General features: G+C 26.6%; 25 protein-coding genes. 6 read left to right on the top strand and 19 right to left on the bottom strand.

Annotated elements, in window-relative coordinates; all coding sequences use genetic code 11:
• The 8 genes from CNZW441b_RS01755 to CNZW441b_RS01720 are packed head-to-tail and all read right to left on the bottom strand — an operon-like array spanning position 1 to position 8,313.
• Positions 1-1,044 carry a glycosyltransferase family 2 protein gene (locus CNZW441b_RS01755; protein WP_216681479.1) on the bottom strand — a complete coding sequence of 348 codons (1,044 nt, stop codon included), beginning with the start codon at positions 1,042-1,044 and terminating at the stop codon, positions 1-3.
• Positions 1,044-2,672, bottom strand: a complete 1,629-nt coding sequence (locus CNZW441b_RS01750; protein WP_216681478.1) for a sugar transferase — start codon at positions 2,670-2,672, stop codon at positions 1,044-1,046. Before CNZW441b_RS01750 ends, CNZW441b_RS01755 begins: the two co-directional genes overlap by 1 nt.
• Positions 2,672-3,622: a KpsF/GutQ family sugar-phosphate isomerase gene (locus tag CNZW441b_RS01745; RefSeq protein ID WP_216681477.1), complete on the bottom strand. Its 951-nt coding sequence runs from the start codon at positions 3,620-3,622 to the stop codon at positions 2,672-2,674. Before CNZW441b_RS01745 ends, CNZW441b_RS01750 begins: the two co-directional genes overlap by 1 nt.
• An 8-nt stretch (positions 3,623-3,630) precedes the next feature.
• A complete protein-coding gene (locus tag CNZW441b_RS01740; protein WP_216681476.1) occupies positions 3,631-5,292 on the bottom strand; it encodes a polysaccharide biosynthesis/export family protein in 1,662 nt (553 codons plus the stop codon).
• A gap of 1 nt (position 5,293) precedes the next feature.
• Positions 5,294-6,412, bottom strand: coding sequence for a KpsE/RkpR family capsule polysaccharide export protein (locus CNZW441b_RS01735; RefSeq protein WP_216681475.1), 1,119 nt, complete (start codon positions 6,410-6,412; stop codon positions 5,294-5,296).
• Positions 6,412-7,074: an ABC transporter ATP-binding protein gene (locus tag CNZW441b_RS01730; protein WP_216681474.1), complete on the bottom strand. Its 663-nt coding sequence runs from the start codon at positions 7,072-7,074 to the stop codon at positions 6,412-6,414. The genes CNZW441b_RS01735 and CNZW441b_RS01730 overlap by 1 nt, the downstream gene beginning before the upstream one ends.
• The gene (kpsM, locus tag CNZW441b_RS01725; RefSeq protein WP_216681473.1) at positions 7,071-7,853 is read right to left on the bottom strand and encodes a capsule polysaccharide transporter KpsM; all 783 of its coding nucleotides are present in this window, start codon (positions 7,851-7,853) and stop codon (positions 7,071-7,073) included. Before kpsM ends, CNZW441b_RS01730 begins: the two co-directional genes overlap by 4 nt.
• A 52-nt stretch (positions 7,854-7,905) precedes the next feature.
• A complete protein-coding gene (locus CNZW441b_RS01720) occupies positions 7,906-8,313 on the bottom strand; it encodes a hypothetical protein (protein ID WP_200218629.1) in 408 nt (135 codons plus the stop codon).
• 71 nt (positions 8,314-8,384) lie between these two features.
• Here CNZW441b_RS01720 and ciaI point away from each other — a divergent pair, with 71 nt between their 5' ends.
• Positions 8,385-8,945, top strand: coding sequence for an intracellular survival protein CiaI (gene ciaI, locus CNZW441b_RS01715; protein WP_216681472.1), 561 nt, complete (start codon positions 8,385-8,387; stop codon positions 8,943-8,945).
• Between the two features lie 72 nt (positions 8,946-9,017).
• Here ciaI and CNZW441b_RS01710 read toward each other — a convergent pair whose 3' ends face one another.
• Positions 9,018-10,751 carry a hypothetical protein gene (locus tag CNZW441b_RS01710; RefSeq protein ID WP_216681471.1) on the bottom strand — a complete coding sequence of 578 codons (1,734 nt, stop codon included), beginning with the start codon at positions 10,749-10,751 and terminating at the stop codon, positions 9,018-9,020.
• 67 nt (positions 10,752-10,818) lie between these two features.
• On the opposite strand from CNZW441b_RS01710, the gene dut reads away from it, so the two are divergent.
• Together dut and CNZW441b_RS01700 are read left to right on the top strand one after the other, a co-directional pair.
• The gene (gene dut / locus CNZW441b_RS01705; protein WP_131163039.1) at positions 10,819-11,505 is read left to right on the top strand and encodes a dUTPase; all 687 of its coding nucleotides are present in this window, start codon (positions 10,819-10,821) and stop codon (positions 11,503-11,505) included.
• Positions 11,505-12,218, top strand: coding sequence for an EI24 domain-containing protein (locus tag CNZW441b_RS01700; RefSeq protein WP_131163038.1), 714 nt, complete (start codon positions 11,505-11,507; stop codon positions 12,216-12,218). Before dut ends, CNZW441b_RS01700 begins: the two co-directional genes overlap by 1 nt.
• Here CNZW441b_RS01700 and tilS read toward each other — a convergent pair.
• Both tilS and rimO read right to left on the bottom strand, forming a co-directional pair.
• Entirely contained in the window at positions 12,195-13,166 is a 972-nt protein-coding gene (tilS, locus tag CNZW441b_RS01695; protein ID WP_131163037.1) for a tRNA lysidine(34) synthetase TilS, read from the bottom strand. The genes CNZW441b_RS01700 and tilS overlap by 24 nt on opposite strands.
• Positions 13,156-14,472 (bottom strand): 30S ribosomal protein S12 methylthiotransferase RimO, encoded by a 1,317-nt coding sequence (gene rimO, locus CNZW441b_RS01690; RefSeq protein ID WP_216681470.1) that lies wholly within the window; start codon positions 14,470-14,472, stop codon positions 13,156-13,158. Before rimO ends, tilS begins: the two co-directional genes overlap by 11 nt.
• A gap of 75 nt (positions 14,473-14,547) precedes the next feature.
• Here rimO and CNZW441b_RS08090 point away from each other — a divergent pair, with 75 nt between their 5' ends.
• A complete protein-coding gene (locus CNZW441b_RS08090) occupies positions 14,548-16,149 on the top strand; it encodes a hypothetical protein (protein WP_244985440.1) in 1,602 nt (533 codons plus the stop codon).
• Positions 16,150-16,213: 64 nt separating this feature from the next.
• Here the strand turns inward: CNZW441b_RS08090 and CNZW441b_RS01680 are convergent, their stop codons facing one another.
• From CNZW441b_RS01680 to CNZW441b_RS01670, 3 genes are read right to left on the bottom strand one after another with little or no spacing between them, the layout of a single operon-like run.
• Positions 16,214-17,563, bottom strand: a complete 1,350-nt coding sequence (locus CNZW441b_RS01680) for an ANL family adenylate-forming protein (RefSeq protein ID WP_216681469.1) — start codon at positions 17,561-17,563, stop codon at positions 16,214-16,216.
• Positions 17,556-18,278, bottom strand: a complete 723-nt coding sequence (locus CNZW441b_RS01675; protein WP_216681468.1) for an SDR family oxidoreductase — start codon at positions 18,276-18,278, stop codon at positions 17,556-17,558. Before CNZW441b_RS01675 ends, CNZW441b_RS01680 begins: the two co-directional genes overlap by 8 nt.
• Position 18,279: 1 nt before the next feature.
• On the bottom strand, positions 18,280-18,573 hold the full coding sequence (locus CNZW441b_RS01670; RefSeq protein ID WP_216681467.1) for a hypothetical protein: 294 nt from the start codon (positions 18,571-18,573) through the stop codon (positions 18,280-18,282).
• 112 nt (positions 18,574-18,685) lie between these two features.
• Between CNZW441b_RS01670 and CNZW441b_RS08085 the strand changes: the two genes are divergently transcribed.
• Entirely contained in the window at positions 18,686-20,236 is a 1,551-nt protein-coding gene (locus CNZW441b_RS08085) for a hypothetical protein (protein WP_244985439.1), read from the top strand.
• Positions 20,237-20,372: 136 nt separating this feature from the next.
• Positions 20,373-21,473: a peptide chain release factor 2 gene (gene prfB, locus CNZW441b_RS01660; protein WP_131165933.1), complete on the top strand. Its 1,101-nt coding sequence runs from the start codon at positions 20,373-20,375 to the stop codon at positions 21,471-21,473.
• Here prfB and mreC read toward each other — a convergent pair.
• From mreC to fabZ, 5 genes are read right to left on the bottom strand one after another with little or no spacing between them, the layout of a single operon-like run.
• On the bottom strand, positions 21,468-22,217 hold the full coding sequence (mreC, locus tag CNZW441b_RS01655; RefSeq protein WP_131165932.1) for a rod shape-determining protein MreC: 750 nt from the start codon (positions 22,215-22,217) through the stop codon (positions 21,468-21,470). The two genes, prfB and mreC, sit on opposite strands and share 6 nt — an antisense overlap.
• Entirely contained in the window at positions 22,207-23,247 is a 1,041-nt protein-coding gene (locus CNZW441b_RS01650; protein ID WP_131163032.1) for a rod shape-determining protein, read from the bottom strand. The genes mreC and CNZW441b_RS01650 overlap by 11 nt, the downstream gene beginning before the upstream one ends.
• Entirely contained in the window at positions 23,244-24,479 is a 1,236-nt protein-coding gene (gene clpX / locus CNZW441b_RS01645) for an ATP-dependent Clp protease ATP-binding subunit ClpX (protein ID WP_131165931.1), read from the bottom strand. The genes CNZW441b_RS01650 and clpX overlap by 4 nt, the downstream gene beginning before the upstream one ends.
• A complete protein-coding gene (gene lpxA, locus CNZW441b_RS01640) occupies positions 24,472-25,266 on the bottom strand; it encodes an acyl-ACP--UDP-N-acetylglucosamine O-acyltransferase (RefSeq protein WP_131163030.1) in 795 nt (264 codons plus the stop codon). Before lpxA ends, clpX begins: the two co-directional genes overlap by 8 nt.
• Positions 25,263-25,703: a 3-hydroxyacyl-ACP dehydratase FabZ gene (gene fabZ, locus CNZW441b_RS01635; protein ID WP_131163029.1), complete on the bottom strand. Its 441-nt coding sequence runs from the start codon at positions 25,701-25,703 to the stop codon at positions 25,263-25,265. The genes lpxA and fabZ overlap by 4 nt, the downstream gene beginning before the upstream one ends.
• Between the last annotated feature and the right edge of the window lie 32 nt (positions 25,704-25,735).

Raw genomic sequence — 25,735 nt, 5'->3', positions numbered from 1 at the left:
TTACCTAAAATATTTTCTTTTTATTCTAAAAATCTTTTTTTTTATACCATAAAAAACACTATTATATTTTTTATAGTACTTATTAGGATCTTGAATAATACATCGAAGTTCTGATATTTCGCTAGATTTAAATACTGTTTTATCTAATTTATCATAAATAAGTGAAAAATCTTGTGAAAATTTATATAAAAAATCTAACCTATGTCTATTATTAATACGCCTTAAATTCCATAAATACATTTTAAATTTGAAATAATAAAAAATATCTTGCAATCTACTTTTAAGTTTTAGATTTCTATCAAGAAATTTATCTAAAAACTCAAATTCATCACAAACGCAATATATTTTATCTCTATTTTTAGTCGAAGCATGTTCATTATCTTGCCTATAAAAATAAAATCCTTCTTTATAAAAGTAAATACTTGAAGCCAAACTTAAAATTTGAAACCATAATCCTATATCTTGATAAGAAGCTCCCTCTGTTTCATTTGCCTGTATATTATATTTTTTAATGAAATCCATTTTATAAAGACTAGATTGATTCATATTCCAAGAATTTATAATAATATTTGGATTTAAATGTGAATTAGTTTTTTTATTATACAAAGTTTTATCATAACATATGGGAAGATTTTGAAAAATTCTTTCTTTCTTTTTATCTATAAAACCAATAAAATCAGATTTAATTACTTGACAATCTTGCCTGCAAGCCAATGTATAAAGTTTTTCACACATATCTAATTTTACATAATCATCACTTTCGATTATTGTAAAATATTCTCCTACAGCCTCTTTTAATCCCAAATTAATTTGATATCCTAAACTCTTTTTTTTTGAAAAAATAATTTTAATTCTATTATCTTGCTGCTTATATAATTTCAAAATATCTATAGTTCCATCAATTGAATATGCATCTATGCATAAAATTTCAATCTCTTTTAAACTTTGAGAAATCACGCTATCTAAACATTCTTTTATATATTCAACTGAATTATAAGAAGGAATAATAACAGAAATTTTAGGATTAACTAGATGTTTAATCATTATATATTTCTTTTCATTCTTAAATCTTCTAAAAAACCTTTAGGATTAAAAAATAATTTTCTTATCAAGCGATAAAATTTAGTATGAGAAATCATAGTATTTATATATTTCAAACCTAAAATTTTTATTAAAAATAAAAAAGGTTTTATACTTTTAAGCTCATACAAATAAGGTTTATAAACAAAAGATTTTAAAGAATAAAAACTTTTGCTATAATTTCGTGCCATTAATATTTTTTCTTGATTGATGATAATTTGATAAAAAATTCCCTCATGTTCAAAACTATATAACTCATTAATTAAGTAATAAAGCATTTTATACAAATCACACTTATCATCATTTTTGTCATTTAGAAAATCTAAGATGATTTTTCTTTCATTATTACTTAATGTCAAAAAATATTTTTTAACTTGATAAAATTCTTGCTCACTTAAATTTAAATCTTGTTTATAATCTAACTCTAAATTTTTTGAAAAAAACCAAGAATGGGGTAAAATTCCTTTTTGAAAATAAAAAATATCACAATAATCTATGTTAATAAATTTTTGTTTTAAACTTCCATCTAAAAATATCTTAGTAATTTTTTCTTGTTGTAAAAAATTCAACAAAAGTTCGTGCTTTAATTCTTTGTCTATAAAAAAATCATTTATATTTTTATAGACAATTTCTCCTATATAAACACTAATATCTTTAAAATCATAGTTTTGTTCTTTAAAAAGCATTAAAACTTTTTCATCTTTAGCTTTAAAAACTTGTAAAGGTTTTAAAGTATGTGTTTTTATATTTTTTAAATGATTATAAAAAAGTTTATGATTTTTATCTTTATTTTGCATATAAGCATTTTGATTGGGCTCTACATGCCAAAAATGATACATATAAATTCCATAAAAACAAGTTTCATAACCAAGCAATGAAAACCAAGATCTAAAACCTTCAAAACTACAAAAATTCCAATTTCTAGAATCATAATTTAAATTAGAAGGTATCTTTTCAAATTCAATACAAGACTTTAAAATTCTAGCAAAAAGATCAAAATCTTCATAACTATGACCTATAAATCTTTCATCATTTCCACCAAGCTTTAAAAAAGTATGTTTATTTATTACTATGCTTGAAGTAGAACTTGGAGCAAAAAATTTAACATAAGTATTTTTTCCGCTTATTAAATCATTTTGTATTAAACCATCCCATAAATTTTTATCTTGTTTTTTTAAGAAGTTGCTTGCTTCTTGCGTAAGATAAACAACAGGTAAAACAAGCAAAGCATTTAAATTTAAGGAAATATTTTTTATTTTAATTAAATTAAGAATTTTTAAAAAGCTTTCTTTAGAAAGGTAGCAATCTACATCTAAAAACATTATAACAGAAGAGCTAGCAAAAGAAGCACCCAAATTTCTGCATTTTCCTTGTGAAAAAAAATTAATTTGAGTATCATCTTTTAAATAAATGTAATTATTTTGAATTATTTTTTCTCTTAAATCATTTTTTAAAGAAGAATAACCTTCTACAAAAATAAATTCTATCTCTTTTAAATCTTTAAAATCCTCTATTTTTTCAAAAATTCTATCTTGAATATAAAGACGCTCTTTGCTTAATCCAAAAGGAATAATAACAGACAAAAGGGTCACTAAACATTTCCTATAGCATAAAGCTGAATAATTCCTACAACTTTTTCTTTTTTTCCAACTATAATTTCTTTAATTTTATATTTTAACATGATCTCTTCTGCTTCGCTTGCCATAGCATCTGCATCTACTAATTTAGGATTAGTGCTCATAATTTCCTTAGCCCTAAAATCAAACCTTGGTTTATCGCTAGCTTTTAAAGCACGACGCAAATCTCCATCAGTGATAATACCAACAAGCTTTTCATCTTCTAATACTATACAAAGCCCTAATTTTCCAGATGTCATTATATTAACAAGATCATTAAATTCAGTTTCAGGATGAACTATTGGAAGATTCTCTGAAACCATAAGATCTTTAACTTTTGTTAAAAGCTTACGTCCTAAACTTCCGCCTGGATGAAAAAGTGCAAAATCATCTGGTTTAAAATTTCTAGCTTTCATTAAAGCCGCTGCTAAAGCATCTCCCATAACCAAAGTTGCAGTTGTTGAAGACATAGGAGCAAGATTTAAAGGACAAGCTTCTTTGGTGATAGAAATATTTAAACAAATATCTCCTTGTTTTGCCAAGGTTGATTTTAAATTTCCGCTCATTACTATAAGAGGAATTTTTCTTCTTTTTATCACAGGAACAATTTTTAAAAGCTCTTCAGTTTCCCCAGAATTTGAAATAGCAATTAAAACATCATCACAAGTAAGCATACCTAAATCACCATGCAAAGCTTCTCCAGGATGGATAAAAAAACTAGGTGTTCCAGTACTTGCTAAAGTTGCAGCTATTTTTGCTCCTATATGACCTGATTTACCCATTCCACTAACAACACAACGACCCTTAGTATTTAATATAAGATCAATTGCCTTAGTAAAATTATCATCTAAATTTTTAGATAAATGTCCAATGGCTTCTGCTTCTGTTTTAAAAACCTCTTTAGCAATTTCAATACTATTTAACATTTTTATTCCTATATTTTTAACACAACATTAGTTGCAATAGCAATTTGATAAAGAATTTGAGTAAGCATACTAAAGATTTGCAAATTTTCACTTTCTATTTTTGGTAATACCAAAATAGAATCTCCTGCTTCTATTTTCATGCCATTGTGATATTTTTCAGCTTTGCCATTGATTCTTATAACCAGAACTTTAGAAGTGTCTGCCCTATCTCCATAACCTCCTGCTTGATCAATATAAAATTTTAAATCCTCTTTTTTAGTATAAACAAATGCACCTGGCAAAGATACTTCTCCTTGGACTATAATAAGATTGTTTTTACTTGGGACATTTACAATGTCTCCATCTTCTAAAGTAATAGCATCATAAGCTTTCACATCATCTATAACAATTTGTCCTCTAGGTTCTACCTGTTTTGCTCTTTGTATAAATTCTAAAATAGTTCTTGATTGTTGAGCACGTATAGCTGCACCTTGTGGAGTAACAGAAGTACTAGTTAAAGCTAAGGTTTCAAGTTCTTTAAGTTGTGCCTTGATAAGCTCTTTTTGCGTTCTAGCAACACTTTTTCTAAAAATTTGCAAAGAATTTATATCTGATTGACTATTTGCTTTTATAAGCCTTGAAACATCTTTTAATGTAGCTCCTCTTCGTATCACCAAAGTACTTAAACCATCATGTTCCCCTTTTATAGATATACTAATATTTTGTGAAACATATTCTGGCTGAAATTCAACCTCATCACCCGTTCTTAAAATAACTTTTTCAAATTGCATTTTATTATAAGAATGAACATCAAGTTTATGATCATCTGCATATGTTTTTACAATAGCATTTGTTACTATAGGTTTAGCTCCAGCAATTTTAGCTAAATCACTTAAAGTTTTAATATCATCTCCAAGCTCAAAACGAAAAGGTTTTTGAACATCTCCGCTTACAAAAGCATATTTTTGAACATTTCCAACTAAAATTACATCTCCACTTCTAAAAGGAAAAAGTTCCATTTTTCCTTTTAGAAGAAAATCATATAAATCTATATTTTTAATTACTTCATTATTTCTTAAAATTTGTACATTTCTAAAACTTCCATATTCTAAATTGATACCTTGTGCTTTATCTAAATACTGAATAATTGAATCAGAGCTTAATCCTTGATAAAGACCTGGAGCATTAACGCTTCCTGTAACAAAAACAGAAACATTCTGATAAGCATTCATATCCGCATAAACAAAAACATTATTTTTATAAATACGACTTACCTTAGATTTAATCACAGAAACTAAAGCACTATTTTTTACTCCCAATAAATTAATAGCCCCTACTTTTGGAATAAAAATATTACCTTGAGAATCCACTACTAAAATTTGAGAAAATTCAACAGCTCCCCAAATTTTTAAGCTTATTTGATCTCCGACTGCAATTTTATAATCAGGATTATAAACCCTTTGAGTAAAATTTTTAAAATTTCCATTAAAAAGTTCTGCTCCAAAAACAAGAGGAATAACTGTTTGTCCCATTAAAATAGTACTTGAATTATTTTCTATATCCCTAGGATATGCCGAAGATACATTCTGTTCAAAAACTGGAGTATTATTCTCACTTGCAACAATTTGAGATATGTCTACTGCTGCAAAAGAAAAAATAAATGAAATAAGTAATATAAATATTTTTTTCATTTTAGTATTTGTGCTCCTCTATAATCATTTTAACAAATTTAAGAATCCCATATGCTAAAGATAAAACTATAAATGCTGTAACAATATCATAAATCCTTTCTGGATACTTTGCACTTTGGGGTTTACTTGGATTTTGTATCACAACTAATTGTTTTATCTTTCTTAGAGCTTCTATTCTAGCACTCTCATAAGCTTTCAAAGCTGTTTTATAAGCTTCTTCTGCAAAGCCTACTTCTATAGTTAGATCTTGAAATTTAGCTGCTAAATCATTTAACTTTTTACTTGAGGTATTAGATGAAATTTTAGCTTGCTCTTTATTAAGTTGCTTCTTAATTGCTACAATTTCAGCCTTTAAGGTAATAATTTCTGGGGCACTATCATTCATATAGCTTTGTAAAGTTAAAAGTCTAGCTTCTTTTTGTGCTAAATTAGCTTCTATTTGTGCAATTAAATTCGCCTTACTTTCAGCCTGTTTTAAAGGATCAAAAACTCCATATTTATTTTGAAAAGAAATTAAATTATTCTGTGCCTTTTGAAGTCTTTCTTTAAATTTAACCACCTCATTTTCTGCAAATATCATTTGATCTCTTGCTGCTTTATGAGAAACTTCATTTACAAATTTTTCGCTCTCTTCCATAATTGTTTTTGCAATCAAATATGAGGATTCTGGAGTAAAACCTTCTACTTCGATATTTAAAAGACCTGTTTTATCATCTGTATGGATCTTTATACGATTTTGATAATATCTTAAAAAAGCTTCATTGGAACTTGATTCCCATAATTTATAAAATAAATCTATATTTTGATCTGCATAGAGTTCTTTTATTTTAATTTTTTGTTCCAATAAATTAAGCATATCAGAAGAATAAATATAACCTTTTAAATATTTAATATCCTCATTTGACACAGAAGTACTAGAAAGCAAAGATAAAATTCCACTTGTTTGAATACTACCACTACTTGTTGATCTTACATCAAAACTCATAGTTGTTACATAACGATTAGCTGCTATTAAAATATAATAAATCACAACAAAAATCATTAAAAACCAAACGATTTTAAAAGAATCAAATATACTTAAATCTTTAATTTTTTCTAACAAACTTTTCTTTTCTTCCATTAAGCTTTTCCTTGATAAACAGCTATACCTTCTTCGATATCATCATAAACTGTAATTTTTCCATTTTCCATAAAAATAATTTTATCACACCATTGTTTAATTTCGGCAATATTATGAGAAACCATAATAACTTTAGATTGGCTTAATTTCTCTCTATAAAGTTTTATACTTTTTTCTCTAAATTTCGGATCTCCAACCGCTCCAGCTTCATCAATTAAATAATAATCAAAGTCAAACGCCATACTAAGCCCAAAAGCAATTCTAGCTTGCATACCTGAAGAATAAGTTTTCATAGGTTCATTAAAGAATTTTCCAAGTTCTGCAAATTCTTCTACAAATTTAATTTTTTCTTTAAGTTTCTCTCCTCTATAACCGTAAACCCTTGCTACGAATTTAACATTATCTCTAGCAGTTAAAGAACCCTGAAAAGCACCATTTAATCCTAAAGGCCAAGATAACTTTTTATTAGTTATAATTTTTCCACTATCTGGAAGCTCAGCACCACTTAAAAGTCTCATAAGTGTTGATTTTCCAGCTCCATTATAACCCATTAAACCAATACTACAATTTTCAGGAAATTCAAAAGTAAAATCTCTAAAAATATAATGCCTTTGACCATTAAATAAAGGATAAGATTTAGTTAAATTTATAAGCTTTATCATTGTCTTTTCGCTGCTGTTAGAGCTTGTCTATTGTAATAATAAAAAAATAATCCTATAAAAAGTACAATAGCTATACAAAAAATAGGATACTCATAATTACAATCTTCATATAAAGGATAATTATCAAAAAAATTATACCTTAAAAGCTCCATAATATGAAGCAAAGGATTATAATAAAACACATCAAGTAAAGGTTTAGGCATAAGCCAAGTAGGAAAAACAATACCCGAGGTCCAATAAAAAACAATACTAAAATAAGTAAGTAAAGTTCTTAAAGGTTCAAAAAAATGATAAATAATCGCAAAACAAATTCCTAGTGCAAAACCTGAGCACATCAATAAAAAAATACAAAAAGCAACATCTAATAAATGTCTTGGCAAAACATTTAAATGAAAAAACCAACCCGCAAAAAATAAAACAACGATAAAAATCACAAAATAAATACAAAATTCAAGCAAAGTCCTAGCAATAAATACATGAATTGGTTTTACAGGTTTATAAGCAAATAAAGCTAAATTTGCCCCTACGCCATTCATAAGTTGATTGGCTATACTTCTAAACATAAAAAAGGGCATAATACCAGAAATTAAAAACATAAAAATAGAAATTCCTTCTGGCATTACTTGATGATGATACTCTCTAATAATAGTTACAATTGTTGTAATAACCAAAATAACAGACATGGGCTCCCCTACAACCCAAATATATCCCAAATGTCTGTTTGCACCAAATCTTGTTTTTAACTCTCTAAAAAAAAGAGCATAAATAACATTTAACATCTATTTTCTCTATTTTATAAATTTTAAAAAATTATAATATATTTTTTGTTAATCAATTTCTTTGAAATTCAATTTTTTTATTTAACATTAAGGTATTATCAGTGAATTTAGTCCATAAAATATATAAAGCATAAATTCTTATACCTTTTTGAAATTTTGCAAAAGGAAATTTTTGATAATAAAGCTTTTCTTGTTCTTTGGTAGCATTTATGAATTTAGCCTTTATTTGAACTCCTTTTAATAAAGCAATTTTTTTACCTTGATAAACATTCACTGCCACACAAGGGTTAATAATAGAAAGTTTTATATGTTTGGTGCTTTGATCAGAAGCGATGATAAAAGAAAAATCAAAAGTATCAAAAACATAAAAAGCATTAGCAATATAAACTTCTTCGCTATCTTGCATTGCAAAACTTAAAATTTCATTATTTTGTAAAAAATCTATAATTCTTTGATCCATAGAAAATTATACTAAAATAAATTTAAAAAAATCCGATCTAAAACTAAAGTCCACTATAAAAGGAGTTCAAAATGGAACTTAGTGCAAGTAAAAGTCAAAATTTTTCTATGGATTATACGACAAAAAGCGGTAAGCATCTTACTTTTTCTATGTATGATAACCAAAGTATAAACTATAATAACGAAGAAGGTAAAAATTTAAATTTAAAACGTCAATATGGTTTTAGTTTTAGCTTTGAAGGTTCAAAACTTACTCAAAATGATTTAAATGAAATCAAAGATGCTATGAAAGAAGTTGAACCAATGATACAAGATTTCTTAAGTAAAAGTAAAGTAGGAGAGTTAAACCCAAAAGAACTTATTACTAGTGCAATGCAAATAGCAAATGTCTTGCCAACTCCAAATGATGAGAATCATCAAAATGCTATTATGAACAATTTTACCAACAAATTGCAAAATTTACTTAATAAAAATCAAACTCCAAGCACAGAAACAAATGCTTCAATGCTTGAAGATAGTAAAAAGCTTTTAAATGAAGTTTTAGAACAAATGAAAAAACAACTTGAAAAACAACAAGAAATAGCCAAAGAAAATAAAAATAACACAGAAAATAATCTTAATCTTTATGCTTAATACTCTTGCTTAAGGCAAGAGTTTGTGAGTTGATTATTGTTTTTAATTTAAAAATATATTATAAATTTCTCTTTAATTTTTTTCTTTCTTCTTTGTATTCTTTAGCAATTTTTTAAGCTCTTTTATAAAAATAAAATATCCATCCTTATGCCAAGTTTTTTGCGCTTTGATTAAAGCATAACCTATTTTATAATAAGGATGAACTTTTACAAATTTTAAAGCCTTTTCATGATCTTTATAAGAAGATAAAGATCTAATATGCTTAAATTTATCTTTTTTAAACTGTAAATATATTATCAATAAATCCAAAGGATTTTTAAGCAAGGTTTTTAAGGCAAAAGAGTTTTTTACCATAGCCTCGCCTAATTTATAGCTTAAATGATTTTTCATTAAAAACTCAGCACCTAAATTTTTTCCAAAATCAAAAGGTGTGTTAAATTTTCCTTTAATATCCTTAAAATAAAATTCAAAAAGTTCTTTGCAACCCAAATTTAAAGCGATCGCACTTGCGATATAATCAATATTTTCAAAACCTTTTTTAGCATACTTTAAAAAATAATCAAACATAAAATCATAATAATATCTTGTATTATCACAAAATAAAGTCTCTAAAAATGCACTTTCTCTTTGTATAAGCAAATTTGCAATATACTCATTTACTTCTTTAATTCGCTTTTCTTTAAATAGAATTTCTATCCATAAAAGATGAAAGGCATCGTTATTTGGATTATAAAAATGGGCTTTTTTAAGCCAAAATTTTATCTCCTCTAAAGACTTTTTTAAAATTTTAGCAAGTCTAAAACCATGAAAACAAACAAAAGATTTATGAAAAGAATGAACATTGATTTGATCTAAATATTTTTGAATAATTTCATATTGATCTTCATTGCTAAAATACTCATAAATTCCAATATCTTCTTTATATTTTCCAGTTAAAACAGCCAAATTTGCATAACCTGAAGTTTTAGTATAATAAATTTTATCACTCCAAGACATTAAAGCATTTTCATATAAAGCTTTATAAGCATAATCTTTTTCGTCACAAAAATCTATAGAAAAAAATAATTTCTTTTTTTGTGTTTGATTAAGATTTAATAAAGTTGGAAGTTCATTTTTAAAACATTCAAGCAAAGATAAATCATCGCTAAAAACTATAATGGCATTATTATTTTTTAATTCTTTATTGATAATCTCTATAGCAAGAGTAAAATTAAGAGCTCTTGCAAAAATATTGGGCCTTATAATTTGTCTTTGAAATTCATTTAAAAAAATAGCATCTCCTGCTCTTATATGTAAAACACAAATCTTATCACTCGTTGTTATATTTTCTTTTAAATTTATAATTTTTTCTTCAGCTTTTTTTAAAATTTCTTTTATTTTAGGAGCAAAATCAAGCTCTTGCCAGATTTTAATCAAATTTAATTTATATTCTTTAGTATCTAAATCATTAAAAATTGTATCAAGACGCTTTTGTGTAGCGTGAATTGGGAAATTTAAAACTTTTGTATCTTTTAAAGAATTTATGCTTTTTCTCTTAAATTTGCCAAATTCATCCATACGATTTTCAAAAATACCATTATAAGAATACTTTTGTATAAATTCTTTAGAAAAAATTTCGTCTACACAAGGAACAACAACAGGAGCTAATTTATTTTTAGCTACTTCAGTTTCACTAGCATTTAAAGGGTGCCATATAAAACCAAAATCAAAATTCAAACGCTTAGCAATATAAAGTGCATTCAAAATAGCTCTTAATCTTTCTCCTAACCCATCATCTCTTGAGGCTAAAATTAACTCTTTTTGCATTATTTACTTTCAAAAATTTAAAATATATTTTTTAGTATAATTATATAAAAATTTAAGAAAGAAAATTATGCAGACAATAGAAATACTAAAAAATATGTTAGAACTTCAACAAAAACTAAATGATGAAACAAATGGTATTGGATGGGAAAATGGTTATACTAAAGAAGGCAAGCTTATAAGTTGGAGGCGTTGTATTTATATGGAATGTGCAGAGCTTATAGACTCCTTTGCTTGGAAGCATTGGAAAAATATCGCCTCATCAACTGACTGGAATAATGTCCATATTGAACTAGTAGATATTTGGCATTTTATTCTTAGTCTTTTACTTGAAAAGTATAAAAACGACAAAAATTATAACAATATTGCTATGGAAATTAGCTCTATAAGTATTTTTCAAGACTTTTCTAAAGAAAAAATGAAGCCTAATGAGAGCGATACTTATAATATTTTAAATGACATTGAATTACTAATTCATGAGTGTAGTGGTTTTAATCTACGCTTATATACTCTTTTATCAAATTATTTTGCTTTAGCTATTAAGTGTGGTTTAAATTTAGAAAGTCTTTATAAAACTTATATAGGTAAAAACATTTTAAATATCTTTAGACAAGAACATGGTTATAAAGAAGGAAGTTATAAAAAAAATTGGAATGGTAAAGAAGATAACGAAATTTTAAATGAAATTTTAGAGAATAAATTTGATTATAAAGAAATCTATCAAAGTCTTGAAGAATACTATAAAAAAGTCAAATAATGCTCATTTTTAAACTTGCCTTAAAAGATTTTTTAAGTATTAAATTTTTAAAATATGCTTTTATTCCACTTCTTTTTAGTTTTTTATTTGTAAGTATTTTAGTTATTTTTGGATTTTCATTCTTATTTAATTATTTTAATACCTTATTTAGTATAGATGAAAATTCTTTTTGGGCATGGCTTTATGCTTTTCATTTTATGCAGGTTATTATAGCGATTATAAGTATTTTATTTTCTAGTCTTGTTATTATTTTTGCTTCTGTTTTTTTAGCACTTTTTATCACATCTTTTTTAACACCTTTTATTGTTAAAGAAATCAACTCAAAATATTATCATTATGAAATAAAAAATGAAATTTCTTTTATAAAAATCATTTTTGAATTTTTAAAAATATTTCTAAAATTTATAGCATTTTTTATGCTATGTACTCTTTTTTTATTTTTACCTTTTATAAATCTTTTTATTTATTATCTTGTATTTTATTATCTATTTCATAAACTTTTAATATTAGATGTTACAAGCTCTGTTTTAGACAGGGAAAATTTTAATTTTTTTCAAAATAAATTCTCTCCTTTAGAGTTTAAATTCAGCACACTTTGTTTTTATTTGCTTTCAACTTTACCGCTTTTGGGTATATTTTTACAAGTTTTTTTTATAATTTTTCTTACTCATCTAAGTTATCAAAGAATTTTAAAATTGCAAAATAAAATCTGAAGGGCTTATATGATGATTATATAAATAAGCCCTTAAAAGCCTTGGGATTTTAAAAATTCTACATTCTTCTTTAAATTTTTTAGGTAATTTTTCACAAATTTCGTGCTTAAATACAATAGCACTTTTATCTTTATAAACCACACCTATTTTTCCACCTAAAATACAATTACCCTTTAAAGCCTCTTTTCTTTGGGCTGCACTTAAAACAATTCCTTGAATTTTTACAGCCTTTGCAATATAGCCTTCATCTCTTGGGCAAATTAAAAGATCTTTAAATTCTTTTATTTTTTCTATATCAAAAAGTTTTTCTTTATCTTTTTGAATATACTTAAAACTTTTTTTTAAACCTTCTTCAAATTCCTTTACAAAATCATTTGAAAAATGCTTTCTAATATAATTCCTAAAATATTTTTCATTTTCATTGCTTTCATCATTAAAGTATTTGATATTTTCTTTATTTAAAAAGCTTAAAATTTTATTTTTAGAAGTAAAGAGCAAAGGGCGCAAGAGATTATAATTTTTACATTTTTCAAATTCACTCATTCCTAAAAGCTCTATCACCCCTGCTCCACGCGAAAGCTGCATTAAAAACCATTCTAGTTGATCGTTTAAATGATGAGCTAAAATGAGATTATTATAATGATATTTAAAACAAATCTTTTCAAAAAAATCATAACGAAAAGTTCTTGCATTTTGCTCGAAATTATTTTTAAAAAAGGGAGCTGAAATAGTAAAAATTTGTTTATTAAATTTAAAAGCAAGTTTTTTAGCTTCATCTTCTTCTAAATCGCTATTTTTTCTTGTTTTATAATTGATCATAGCAAGATCAAATTCAATTTTTTCTTGCATCAAAAAATAAAAAAGTGCGGTAGAATCACTTCCATAAGAAAAAGCTAATAAATTTTTACCTTTTCTTAAAAATTCTAAAATTTCCTCTTTAATCTGCATATTTTTTCAAAGCTTTTGCAATAAGTTTTTTATCAACGCTTTGTAAAATTTCACACTCATAAATTTGCCCCATTTCTAAATTTCCACATTCGCTTTCATTGATAAGGATTTCTCCATCAATTTCCCTATCCCATCTTAAATCTTTTCCAGCAATAAAAAATTCACCCTCGCTACTTTCTCCTGTGCAAACCACTAAGCGTCTCTTACCTACTTCTTTTTTAAAACTCTCATTTATCACTTTATCTACAATTTTTTCTATTTTTTTAAGTCTTGAATTTATAGTTTTAAAAGGAATTTGCTCCATATTAAAAGCAGCGGTATCCTCTTCTTTAGAATAAGCAAAAACACTTATTCTATCAAAACCAAAATCTTTTACAAATTCACAAAGCTCATTAAAATCTTCATCGCTTTCACCAGGATGTCCTACAATAAAACCTGTTCTTAAAAAGCTATCTTTAGCATTTCTCATTAAAGTTAATATTTCTTTAAGTTTTTCAGAATTCATTCCTCTTCTCATAACTTTAAGCATATTATCACTGATATGTTGTAAAGGCATATCAAAATAATTCACAAAAATCTTAGAGTCAATAATGCGTTGTATTAAAATTTTGCTCACACTTGTAGGATAAAGATATAAAATTCTAGCTGCTTTTATGCCTTCTATCTTTTCTATCTCTTCGATCAAATGAATAAGTCCATCTTTTTGCCCTTTATCATATAAATACGAGCTTGTATCCTGAGCAATAAAAGAAAAATCCTTGTAACCTTTTTTTACTAAATCTTCAACTTCTTTTACTATGCTTGAAATTTCACGTGATTTTAGTTTGCCCTTAAAAGTTGGGATAGCACAAAAAGAACAATTTTGATTACATCCTTCGGCGATTTTTATGAAAGCATGAGAATTTGATCCTGTGATAATGCGTTTAGAATTTTCACTTTGCAAATAAGTTGAACTTGAAAATAAATTTGTTTTTTTTAGTATCATCTCATCAATTCTTTCATAATCACCCACGCCTGTGAAAAGATCAACTTCTGGAAGTTCTTTCATAAGCTCTTGGCGGTAGCGTTGCATCAAACAACCTGTAACCACTAAAAGGGAATTTTTCTTTCTTTGTTCATGTAAATTTAAAATCGCTTCTATACTTTCTTTTTTAGCACTTTCAATAAACCCACAAGTATTAACAATAATCACATCTGCTTTATTTGGTTCATCACAAATTTCATACTCGCTTAAACGACCTAGCATAATTTCACTATCAACTAAATTTTTATTACAACCCAAAGATAAAAGATAAAGTTTTGGCATTTTCCCTACTTTTATTTTTTTTTTTTTTGATATAATCCGACGCCAAAATTATATCAAAGATTAGTGAGAAATTTAATGTTAAATAAAAATATAGTTTTACTTGGTGGCAGTGCTTTTGTAATGGTTAATGGTATTCAAGTAGGTTTAAGAAAAAAAGGATTTAAAGTAAGTAATCTTGCTCTTGGAGAAACTTCAGCTTTACAAAACCTTTATGAATTAAAAAGGAATTATGAAATTTTAAAAAACTCTGATTTAATCATAACTTCTTCCAATGTCAATGATATAGGAATATATAATAATATAAACAGTTTAAAATATTCTTTTGAAATTATTGATTGGTTTTATAAAGAGCTTTTTCATTTAAATAAAAAAATTATAGTTTTTATAACTCCCACTCCTCAAACTTGGTTGAATGAAATATGTATAAAAAGTATTAATAATTTTCATAAAAAACTAGCTAATAAATATGGTTTCAATGTTATAGATTTGCAAGAATTTTATATCAAAACCAATTTACTTTATACTTTTCAAGCCCTAAGAGATGGTGCTCATGATTTTGATTTTGTTATGAGAACTTTAGGAGAAAATATAGCAAATAATTTTCATAAGTTTTTAGAACCTAAAAAAAATAATTTTCCTTATAATAATCCTACTTTTAAAATTATTAAAGCTAAATATTTTAGTAAAAAACTTTCTAAAGAGTGCTTCATCAAAGAAAATTCAAGCTTTAAAGAAGAATGTTTATTTATAGATCACGATGATGAATTAGAAATTGATCAAAAATATAATGATTATAAAATCATAGGGATTCATTTTTGGGATTCTAAAGGCAAATTTAAATTTATAAATAAAAAAGAGATAGAATGGGGAATTAACTTTTCTCGTCTTGGTTTTACCAATTTTACCCACTTTGATGATTTAAGCATAAAACCTAATATGAAATTTAAACCACTTTTAAATTCTAGTATGAATTTTATTAGTTTTTTTCTTGTTAAAAATGATTATATTCCTTATTCTCAAACCACAAATTTTGAAATTCTAGCTTATGAAAAAATAACAATAAAAAAAGAATATGATTTTAATCATTTAATCCCACCTATAAAATTTTATAAAGAAATTATTGATGAGTATTGCGCCATAATGGATTCAAGAAAATTAGCTCCTTTGCAAAAACAAATTTCTGATCTAAGTCAGCAAAATTTAAAAATTAACCAAAAAACGAACTTAGAATTAGCAAACCTAGAGCAAGATTTAATCTTTAAAAAATTACAAAATAAAAAACTAGCCAAACAAATGGGTATAAAAATAAATGCAATAATGCCTAAACTTACCATGATAAATCCAAATTCAGCAAAAGCAAGAATTCATAATCACTTATCTTATAAATTAGGACAAGCTTTAATAGAAAATTCAAAAAGTATATTTGGCTTCATAAGAATGCCTTATGTATTATCTTATATAAAAGATAAACATAAATTTGAACAAAAAATCTATGAAGAAAAAATAAAACAAGATCCAAACTTAGCCTTGCCTAGTTTAGAAACTTATCCTGATTACAATGAAGCCTTAAAAGAAAAAGAATGTTTTACTTATAAATTAGGAGAGGCTTTAATACAGGCTAATAAAAATTGGTATGGGGGGGGGGTATATCAAATTTATATTCAAAGATGTGCCTAGGTTGAAGAGAGAATTTAAAAAGAATAAATAAGTTTATATTTTTTTAAAAATATAACTTAAAAAATCAATATTTTCTTATTTTTTTAAATCTTTCACTAAATTCTAGTCTTTCAACAATCTCTATTTTAATAGGAATTTTATAATTTGCTAACTTATCTTTACAAAATAATCTAATTTGCTTTTTAAGTTCCAAAGGGCTTAATATTTTTTCTTGCTTTAAAACTATTTTAGCGCATACTGCTTGCCCAGTGATAGGATTTTTTTGAGAATATACTAAACAGTCCTGAATAAAAGGAATTTGTAAAATCACACCTTCAACTTCTTGGGGTAAAACTTTCTCTCCACCAATATTAATCATTTCTTTGTTTCTACCTATGATTTTAATATATTCTTCACCATTTTCATGAGTAACTTCAACTAAATCTCCAGTTCTGAAATATCCTTCATTATCGAAAACAGAATTATCAGCATTTAAATAACCTAAGCTTTGAGTATTACTCTTTATAAAAAGTTCATTATCAATAATTTTATAATCAACATTTTCGAGCTTAATAAAATCTTTATAACTTTTTGTTTGAGTTATGCCTATTTCACTTGTTCCAAATGTTTGAAGAAATTTAACCTTGGGAAATGCTATTTTTAATTTTTCCAATAAAGTTTCAGGCATTTTCTCAGTTCCATAAGTAACTAGTCTTAAAGAACTTAAATCATATTGCTCGGCCATATTAGAAATTAAGAATAAGTTAAGTAAAGATGGAGAAGCCGGTAATAGCGATATTTTATACTTTTCTATACTTTTTGCCAATAAATTAACATTTTTTCTATCTTTTACTGCTATACCACAAGCATTCATGCTTAAACAATTTAATAAAGTATTTAATCCACCAATATGATCAAACATTAAAAAAAGAAGTATATTGATATATTTGTATTTTTTGTCAATATAAAAATTAAGCATTCTTTGTAAATCATGGACAATCACTTTCGGTTTTCCAGTGCTACCACTCGAAAACAAAATTAAACCTGCCTTATTTTGACTTATTAATTTTTCAATAATTCTATGTTGACCTAAATCATTTTGTTGATTATTAAAACTTATCTGTCCATACTTAAATAGGATATCGCAATTGATTTCTTTTAATTTATTATCAATTTCTTTTTCATCAATTAAAGGAATAGCAATTTTGTTTAATTCTATACAAGCTAAGAGCAGAGCTACGCTATCGCAATCATAATCTCCTATAATTACTATTAATTTACTATTAGCATTACTTTTTAAAATTTCAATTTTATCAAGAGTATTTTCGCGCAATTGTTTATAAGTATAATATTTATTTTCATAAATTAAAGCATGATGATCTTGGTATTCTAAATTAAATATCTTTTTTAAAAAATTATTATTAAATTCAGCCATTAACACCACCCAAGTAAAGAATTTGCCCTGTCAGAAAATTACTCTTTTCATCTATAAAAAAATCAATAACATTAATCACATCTTTAACTTCACCAAATCTTTTTATAGCTTGTTTATTTAACAAATCATCAATTTTATTTTTAGGGACATTTTTTATAAGATCTGTTGGAACCGGAGTAGGGCCTATGGCATTACAAGTGATACCAAAAGGACTTAATTCTTTGGCACAAATTTGAGTAAGACTACAAATAGCTGCTTTTGAAGCAGCATATATAGCTTCACCTTCTAATCTTAAAGGAGTAGCTACTGTGGAAAAATTAATAATTCTATATGGCATAGAAATATTTTCCTTTTTATAAGTTTGACTCATAATTTTAGCTACTTCTCTTATAAATAAAAAACTACCAAAAAAATTAGTATTAAAAATATTTTCTACACTTTTATGGGGAGTTGTTAATAAATGATTCATTGAGGCTATGCCTGCATTATTAATTAATATATCTATTTTTTTAAATTCTTTTTTGATATTTCTAATCATATTAACAACTGATATTTCATCACTAACATCTAATTCAAAATGTCTATAGTTTAGATGATTTATGCTAGTCTTACCTCTTGAACACCCACAAACAATATAATTTTTTTCTAAGTAATGTTCACTAAGCTCTTTACCTATACCTTTTCTAGTTCCAGTTATAACAATAATTTTTTGCATCTTATTCTTCAATTTTTTGTACAATATATTCTGCTAAAGAATTCACGTCTTTAAATGGAGAATTTTTAGAACTCATCATTTTTTCATCTGCCAAGATAATCTCTTTATTAAACTCTTCACTTAACATTTCTTCTAAATCTGAAACTAAGCTAACTAAAGCTAAAGAATCCAAACATCCACCTAGCCCATTATAAAGTTTTGTTTCAGAATTGACAGATTTTAATTCTTCAATTTCATAATCATTTCCATAATTAAGTAATGCATTTATTATTAAAGTTTGAATTTTCTGTTTCATTAAAGTAATACCTTTTAATAAAATAATCAATTTCTATATAATTATAGAATATCTTAATTAAAATATCAATAGAATAAACTTTTATCAAAATTAAACTAATTAAGGTTTTTATATGAAAAATGTAATTTTAATTGGAGCTAGCAATTCTTTAATTTTCAATGGCCTAAGAGCTGGCTTAAATCAAAAAAATATTAATTTAAAAAATTTATCTTTGGGGGGCGCCAGTATATTACATATTTGTTATGCAATACACAAGAAGTCTAATTATGAGAATATTAAAAAAGCAGATTTGATTATCATTGAATCTAATATTATTGATGTAGTGCAAAATGTCCAATTTTCTAATTTATATTATGAAAAGCAAATTCTTAAAAATATATTTCTAACTTATCAAGAGTTATCAAAATTGAATAAAAAAATATTGGTTCTTTTACTCCCTCTTCTAGAAAATGAAAATTTGTTGACTATGGTCGAAAAAATTAACAATGGTCATAGATATTGCTGTAATAAATTTAATTTTAATTTGATAGATGTTCAACAACTATATTTATCTAAAAATATTATGAAATTTTATATGGATAATATGCCAGAAACTAGACACCAAATGTTTTCTATTATGCATCAACTTGGAAAAAATATTGCTGAATTTAATTTTGATAATTTTGCATTACCTTTAAAAAATCAATTTAAATATGATTATGATATTAAAATTTTATATCCTTATGAATTTTATAACTATGATAGCAAAAACAGAAAACTAAAAATATCCGATTTGCTTCACAAAGAAATATGCTATAGAATACAAAAAGGCGATAAATTAATATTTCCTCTAAATCTTGTCGGATATAGCATAATTGCTGTACACTCTTGGACTCATGGAGATTTAAGACTAAAAGGTAAACCATGGGAGGATTATTTAAATACTACATCAAGTCTTATATTAAAAGGTAAAAATTTTAAATATATTTTTGGAACTTCTTATCACTACAATGCTTTTATGAATTTTTATGAAAATAACAAAATAGATAATTATACACATTTATATCTTCACGAAGAAGGTAAAGTTAATTATTATGATATAATTTCGGTTATGCTAATCAAGAATTATGATAGCATTACAATTGATAATAATCTAAATGATATTGTCATAAAAAAAACTTTAGATTTTACCCACCTATATCCTAATGTTGTATTTATAAAAGATATATTAGAGGAATATATATGCAGAATGGATCCAATCAAGCAAACATTCTTGCAAAATCAAATTAATACCTTAAAGATTCAACTATCTAAGCTTAATTCAGCAAAAGCAAGAATTCATAATCACTTATCTTATAAATTAGGACAAGCTTTAATAGAAAATTCAAAAAGTATATTTGGCTTCATAAGAATGCCTTATGTATTATCTTATATAAAAGATAAACATAAATTTGAACAAAAAATCTATGAAGAAAAAATAAAACAAGATCCAAACTTAGCCTTGCCTAGTTTAGAAACTTATCCTGATTACAATGAAGCCTTAAAAGAAAAAGAATGTTTTACTTATAAATTAGGAGAGGCTTTAATACAGGCTAATAAAAATTGGTATGGGGGGGGGTATATCAAATTTATATTCAAAGATGTGCCTAGGTTGAAGAGAGAATTTAAAAAGAATAAATTATAATTTTAGATAATTTTATTTATTTAAAAAAATCGATTGCCAAGTATTATTTAATAACTAAATATTTAAAACTTAAAATAAAAATTTTTAATTTTTTGATAAAATTATAAAAATTTTATAAATATCAAGAAAGAATTTTATGGATAATTATGAATTTAATGAACTTATTAAAACTCTTAAAAATAAAGTTAATAATATCGCCTCTATTATAAAACCAGATGATATAAAAAAACGTCTTGAAGAAATAGAAAAATTAGAAAACTCTCCAAGCTTTTGGAGCGATATTAAACAAGCAGGTGTTATAGGCAAAGAAAAAACAAAAATTTCTAATCTGTTAAAAAACTATGAAAATGCTTTCAATGCAGTTAATGATGCTAGCGAACTTTTTGATTTAGCTAATGACGAAAATGATGAACAAATTTTAAAATCTTTATTTGATGATGCCCCAAAGCTAGAAGATACTATCACAAGTCTTGAAATTTCTATGCTTTTAAGTGGAGAAAATGACAATAAAAACGCCATAGTCTCTATTCATCCAGGAGCTGGTGGAACAGAAAGTAATGATTGGGCAAGTATGCTTTATAGAATGTATTTAAGATTTTGCGAAAGAGAAGGTTTTAGGGTTGAAACTTTAGATTTTCAAGAAGGTGATGAGGCAGGACTTAAAGATGTTAGTTTTCTAGTTAAGGGTGAAAATGCTTATGGTTATTTAAAAGCTGAAAATGGAATTCATCGTCTGGTTAGAACCTCTCCTTTTGATAGTGCTGGACGTCGTCATACGAGTTTTTCAAGCGTTATGGTAAGTCCAGAACTTGATGATGATATTGAGATTGAAATTGAAGAAAAAGACATAAGAATTGATTATTATAGAGCAAGTGGAGCTGGGGGTCAGCATGTTAATAAAACAGAATCAGCTGTTAGAATAACTCATATGCCAAGTGGAATTGTAGTGCAATGTCAAAACGATAGAAGCCAACATAAAAATAAAGCTACTGCTTTTAAAATGCTAAAATCAAGGCTTTATGAATTAGAACTTATGAAACAACAAGATGCTAATAATTCAAACGAAAAAAGTGAAATAGGATGGGGACATCAAATTAGATCTTATGTACTTTTTCCTTATCAACAAGTTAAAGACAACCGATCCAATAAAGCTTTTTCCCAAGTTGATAATATATTAGATGGAGATATTAAAAAAATAATTGAAGGTGTTTTAATTGCTTTAAAAAATAAATCATAAATTATCTACTATATAAAAATATGCTGGGATATTTATCTTAGCATATGGATCTATCTCTGCACTTTGATACATATCCTCATCATTGATTTTTGTAATCACTCCAACTGGAATTCCTGCAAAAAATATCCCATCAAGACCACTTGTGACGATTTCATCTCCTATTTTAATTTTGGCCCATTTAGGAATAAAATTAACATATATTTTTCCATTACGACCCTGAATCAATCCAGGAGCTTTATCTTTTCCAATATAAACAGAAAAAACGCATTGATCATCTCCTTGCAATAAAGCCATAACGCGTCCATCTTTATTTATAGAAATACCTGCAGTAAATCCCTTGTAGATAAGACCTCTATTTTTATTTTCATAATTTTTTACCAAATCAAGCCATACTCTTTTATAGTCATTAATCTGCACATAAGATATAGCCCTTACCAAAGAAATTCTTGGAAAATATTGAGTTGAATTTCTATCTTCTAAAAGACGGTTTAGTTCATTGGCAAAAGTAGTAGCCAATATACTCGAATTTTCAAGCTCTTGATTTCTTTTTTTTAAGTAAGAAATCTGTTCTGCTTGATTAAAATGTTTTGAAATATTATTATAAACGTATTCTTTAAAATTGTAAAAATTTCCAATTATTACATCATTAATCCAAAGAATATTTTTTTTTATAACTCCCCCATAATAAAAAGAGATAAAAACTAAAAATGCTAAAATTAAAATATAACGTATTCTACTCTTCATTAGTTAGCTGTTGTAATAATGAAATTTCTTCCAAAGCTTTACCTGTTCCCTTTGCTACAGCTAAAAGAGGTTCATCAGCTATATAAACTGGAAGGCGAACAATCTCGCTTAGATACTTGTCAAGTCCTCGAATAAGTGCTCCACCTCCTGTTAAAACAACTCCATTTTCTACAATATCTGAAGCTAAATCAGGTGGCATCATTTCAAGCACCATTTTTAAAGCATCTGCTATTTCTTTAAGCTGTTCTTTTATGGCTTCTCTTACATCTTCGCTTGTAAGTTCTATACGACTTAACAATCCGCTTACTTGATCGCGCCCTTTAACAACCATTGATAATTCTTTCATGAGTTGAATAGCTGATCCTATAGTAATTTTAATCTCTTCTCCGGTCCTTTCACCTATAATTAAATTATATTTTTCTTTTACATAATTAACTATACTCATATCTAGTTTATCTCCAGCAGTGCGAATAGATTTTGAAATAACCAGACCACCTAAAGAAATAACCCCTATTTCAGTAGTTCCTCCGCCTATATCTACAACTAAGTTTCCTTTTGGTTCTTGTATAGGTAAATTTGCTCCAATAGCTGCTGCCATTGGTTCTTCTATCAAAAATACCTCTCTAGCACCAGCACTTAAAGCACTCTCTCTAACAGCTTTTCTTTCAACTTGAGTTAGACCATAAGGAACAGAAATAATAATTCTAGGACGCAAAAAAGATTTTCTACGATGTGTTTTTTCTATAAAATAACGAATCATTTTTTCAGTCATATCAAAATCAGCTATTACTCCATCTTTCATAGGACGAATGGCTTCTATGTTACCTGGGGTTTTCCCTACCATATCTTTAGCTTCTTTTCCTACAGCTAAAATTTTAGCCTTACTTCCATATCTTTCACGCTCAACTGCTACTACAGAAGGCTCATTGATTACTATACCTTTATCCTTAACCAATACTAAAGTATTAGCCGTGCCAAGATCTATTCCCATATCGCTAGAAAAAAATCCTATAAGTTGATCAAGTATCATTCTTTTCCTTTATTATCTGTTTTTTTAATTAGTAAAGCTTTTTCATTATCACAAACTACGCCTTTTGTGATGATAATATCATAATTTTTATATTCAGGAAGTTCAAACATTAAATCAGTCATCATTTCCTCTATAATACTTCTAAGTCCCCTTGCTCCCGTTTTTCTTTCTAAGGCTAAATGCGCTATTGCTCTTATAGCATCATCTTCAAATTTTAATCTTACTCCATCAATGGCAAAAAGTTTTTGATATTGTTTAATAATAGCATTTTTAGGCTCAGTTAAAATCCTTATCATATCTTCCTCATCTAATTCATTTAAGGAAGTAATTATATGCAAACGTCCTATAAGTTCAGGTATAAGTCCAAAATGCACAAGATCATCAGGCTCAATTTTTTCCATTAAATTTTTATTTTTCTCTTTTTTATCATCAAAAAAGCCAACAACATTATCGCCTAATTTTCTTTTTAATATTGTTTCGATACCATCAAAAGCACCACCGCAAACAAATAAGATATTAGAAGTATCTATTTGGATAAAATCTTGATTTGGATGTTTCCTACCACCCTTTGGAGGAATATTAACCAAAGAACCCTCAATAATTTTAAGCAAAGCTTGCTGCACCCCTTCTCCACTTACATCACGCGTAATTGATCTGTTTTCACTCATTCTTGCAATTTTATCAATTTCGTCAATAAAAACTATTCCTTTTTGAGCACGCTCTACATCACCATCAGCAGCTTGTAATAATCTTGTTAAAATATTTTCAACATCCTCCCCTACATATCCTGCTTCAGTTAAAGAAGTAGCATCACAAATAGCTATAGGAACATCTAAGAATTTTGCTAAAGTTTGCGCAAGAAGAGTTTTACCACTTCCTGTAGGACCTATCAATAAAATATTTGATTTAAATAACTCTGTATCATCCTCACTTAAATGTGTTTTAAAAAGTCTTTTGTAATGATTATAAACTCCAACACTAAAAACTTTTTTGGCTCTTTCTTGTCCTATAACATAACGATCAAGATAAGCTTTTAATTCTTTTGGAGTTAAATCTTTAAAATAATTATCCTCTTTTTGATTTACCTCTTTTAAATTCTTCTCTTCGCCAAAGATTAAACTATAGGCTCCCTCAACACAATACTCGCAAATAAAAGCATCATCATGCTCATTTGAGAGTATTCTTCTTTGTGAACTCTCTATTTCATCGCAAAAGCTACATTTCTTAGCCATTATTTTTCCTTTTATAAATAGGTATTCCTCGCTTTGTTTCTAAAATAAATTGACACATTTTATTTACATTTTCACTTAAATTTTTTTCTAATAATTCTTGTGCATTTTCTTTAATATTGCCTTTATTAAATAAGAATTTATAAGCCCTATTTAACCTTTCGACCTCATCTTTATCAAAACGTCTTCTAATTCCTACCAAATTAAGACTTCTAATGCTCGCACGATTTCCTTCAGCTAAACAAAAAGGAACTATATCTTGAGAAAGTGCAGACGCGCCGGCTATCATGCAACCTTCTCCTACCTTAACAAATTGATGAATAGGAGTTAAACCACCAACAATAACATAATCCCCTAATTCAACGTGTCCTGCTAAAGTTGCATTATTAGCCAAAATAATATTATTTCCTAAAACACAATCGTGTGCAACATGACAATATGCCATAATAAAAGCGTTATCTCCTATAGTTGTAAACCCATTTGCTTTTTGCGTTCCTGAATTTATTGTTACAAATTCTCTAATAACTGAATTTTTACCTATATTAACACCGCTTATAATTTCATCTTTTTTGTAAGAAATATCTTGAGGAATATCTCCTACAATAGCATAAGAAAAAATGGTAGAGTTATCTCCTATACTAGTATGAGCTAAAACTCTTGCTCCTTGTTTTATAGTAACATTATTGCCTAACTTTACATTTTTTCCTATATAAGCATAAGGTTCTATAATAACATTTTCACCTAAAATAGCCCCTTGTTCAATAACTGCGCTTGGATGAATATTTTTCATTTATCAATTATCATTGCTTTAAGTTCTGCTTCTGCAACCAATATACCATCTACAAAAGCTTTTCCTTGAAAAATCCATAAATTTCCACGATTTTTCACAACGCTCATTTCATAATCAAGCCTATCTCCAGGTCGCACTGGATTTCTAAATTTAGCTCCGTCTATACCAGTAAAATACACCACTTTACTTTTAGGATCAACTTTATCTTCCATACTTTCAAAAGCTAAAACCCCTCCAGTTTGTGCCATACCTTCTAAAATTAGCACTCCTGGATAAATAGGATGATCTGGAAAATGTCCTAAAAAAACTGGATCGCTAATGCTAATATTTTTATAACCTTTAACTACTTGCGACTTTTGAAGATCAGTAATTTTATCTACTAATAAAAAAGGGTAACGATGAGGTAAAATTTCTTGAATTTGTGATACATTTATCATTAAAAGCCTTCAATACATTTATTACAAAAAAA

Origin of the sequence: Campylobacter novaezeelandiae, from assembly GCF_018968685.1 — a bacterium.
GTDB classification, from domain to species: Bacteria; Campylobacterota; Campylobacteria; order Campylobacterales; family Campylobacteraceae; genus Campylobacter_D; species Campylobacter_D novaezeelandiae.
This window is presented reverse-complemented; position numbering and strand designations above follow the sequence as displayed.

Coding starts and splice junctions, on each gene's coding strand:
- CNZW441b_RS01755 (WP_216681479.1), bottom strand. CDS start 1,044: ATGATTAAACATCTAGTTAATCCTAAAATTTCTGTTATTATTCCTTCT.
- CNZW441b_RS01745 (WP_216681477.1), bottom strand. CDS start 3,622: ATGTTAAATAGTATTGAAATTGCTAAAGAGGTTTTTAAAACAGAAGCA.
- CNZW441b_RS01740 (WP_216681476.1), bottom strand. CDS start 5,292: ATGAAAAAAATATTTATATTACTTATTTCATTTATTTTTTCTTTTGCA.
- CNZW441b_RS01735 (WP_216681475.1), bottom strand. CDS start 6,412: ATGGAAGAAAAGAAAAGTTTGTTAGAAAAAATTAAAGATTTAAGTATA.
- CNZW441b_RS01730 (WP_216681474.1), bottom strand. CDS start 7,074: ATGATAAAGCTTATAAATTTAACTAAATCTTATCCTTTATTTAATGGT.
- kpsM (WP_216681473.1), bottom strand. CDS start 7,853: ATGTTAAATGTTATTTATGCTCTTTTTTTTAGAGAGTTAAAAACAAGA.
- CNZW441b_RS01720 (WP_200218629.1), bottom strand. CDS start 8,313: ATGGATCAAAGAATTATAGATTTTTTACAAAATAATGAAATTTTAAGT.
- ciaI (WP_216681472.1), top strand. CDS start 8,385: ATGGAACTTAGTGCAAGTAAAAGTCAAAATTTTTCTATGGATTATACG.
- CNZW441b_RS01710 (WP_216681471.1), bottom strand. CDS start 10,751: ATGCAAAAAGAGTTAATTTTAGCCTCAAGAGATGATGGGTTAGGAGAA.
- dut (WP_131163039.1), top strand. CDS start 10,819: ATGCAGACAATAGAAATACTAAAAAATATGTTAGAACTTCAACAAAAA.
- CNZW441b_RS01700 (WP_131163038.1), top strand. CDS start 11,505: ATGCTCATTTTTAAACTTGCCTTAAAAGATTTTTTAAGTATTAAATTT.
- tilS (WP_131163037.1), bottom strand. CDS start 13,166: ATGCAGATTAAAGAGGAAATTTTAGAATTTTTAAGAAAAGGTAAAAAT.
- rimO (WP_216681470.1), bottom strand. CDS start 14,472: ATGCCAAAACTTTATCTTTTATCTTTGGGTTGTAATAAAAATTTAGTT.
- CNZW441b_RS08090 (WP_244985440.1), top strand. CDS start 14,548: ATGTTAAATAAAAATATAGTTTTACTTGGTGGCAGTGCTTTTGTAATG.
- CNZW441b_RS01680 (WP_216681469.1), bottom strand. CDS start 17,563: ATGGCTGAATTTAATAATAATTTTTTAAAAAAGATATTTAATTTAGAA.
- CNZW441b_RS01675 (WP_216681468.1), bottom strand. CDS start 18,278: ATGCAAAAAATTATTGTTATAACTGGAACTAGAAAAGGTATAGGTAAA.
- CNZW441b_RS01670 (WP_216681467.1), bottom strand. CDS start 18,573: ATGAAACAGAAAATTCAAACTTTAATAATAAATGCATTACTTAATTAT.
- CNZW441b_RS08085 (WP_244985439.1), top strand. CDS start 18,686: ATGAAAAATGTAATTTTAATTGGAGCTAGCAATTCTTTAATTTTCAAT.
- prfB (WP_131165933.1), top strand. CDS start 20,373: ATGGATAATTATGAATTTAATGAACTTATTAAAACTCTTAAAAATAAA.
- mreC (WP_131165932.1), bottom strand. CDS start 22,217: ATGAAGAGTAGAATACGTTATATTTTAATTTTAGCATTTTTAGTTTTT.
- CNZW441b_RS01650 (WP_131163032.1), bottom strand. CDS start 23,247: ATGATACTTGATCAACTTATAGGATTTTTTTCTAGCGATATGGGAATA.
- clpX (WP_131165931.1), bottom strand. CDS start 24,479: ATGGCTAAGAAATGTAGCTTTTGCGATGAAATAGAGAGTTCACAAAGA.
- lpxA (WP_131163030.1), bottom strand. CDS start 25,266: ATGAAAAATATTCATCCAAGCGCAGTTATTGAACAAGGGGCTATTTTA.
- fabZ (WP_131163029.1), bottom strand. CDS start 25,703: ATGATAAATGTATCACAAATTCAAGAAATTTTACCTCATCGTTACCCT.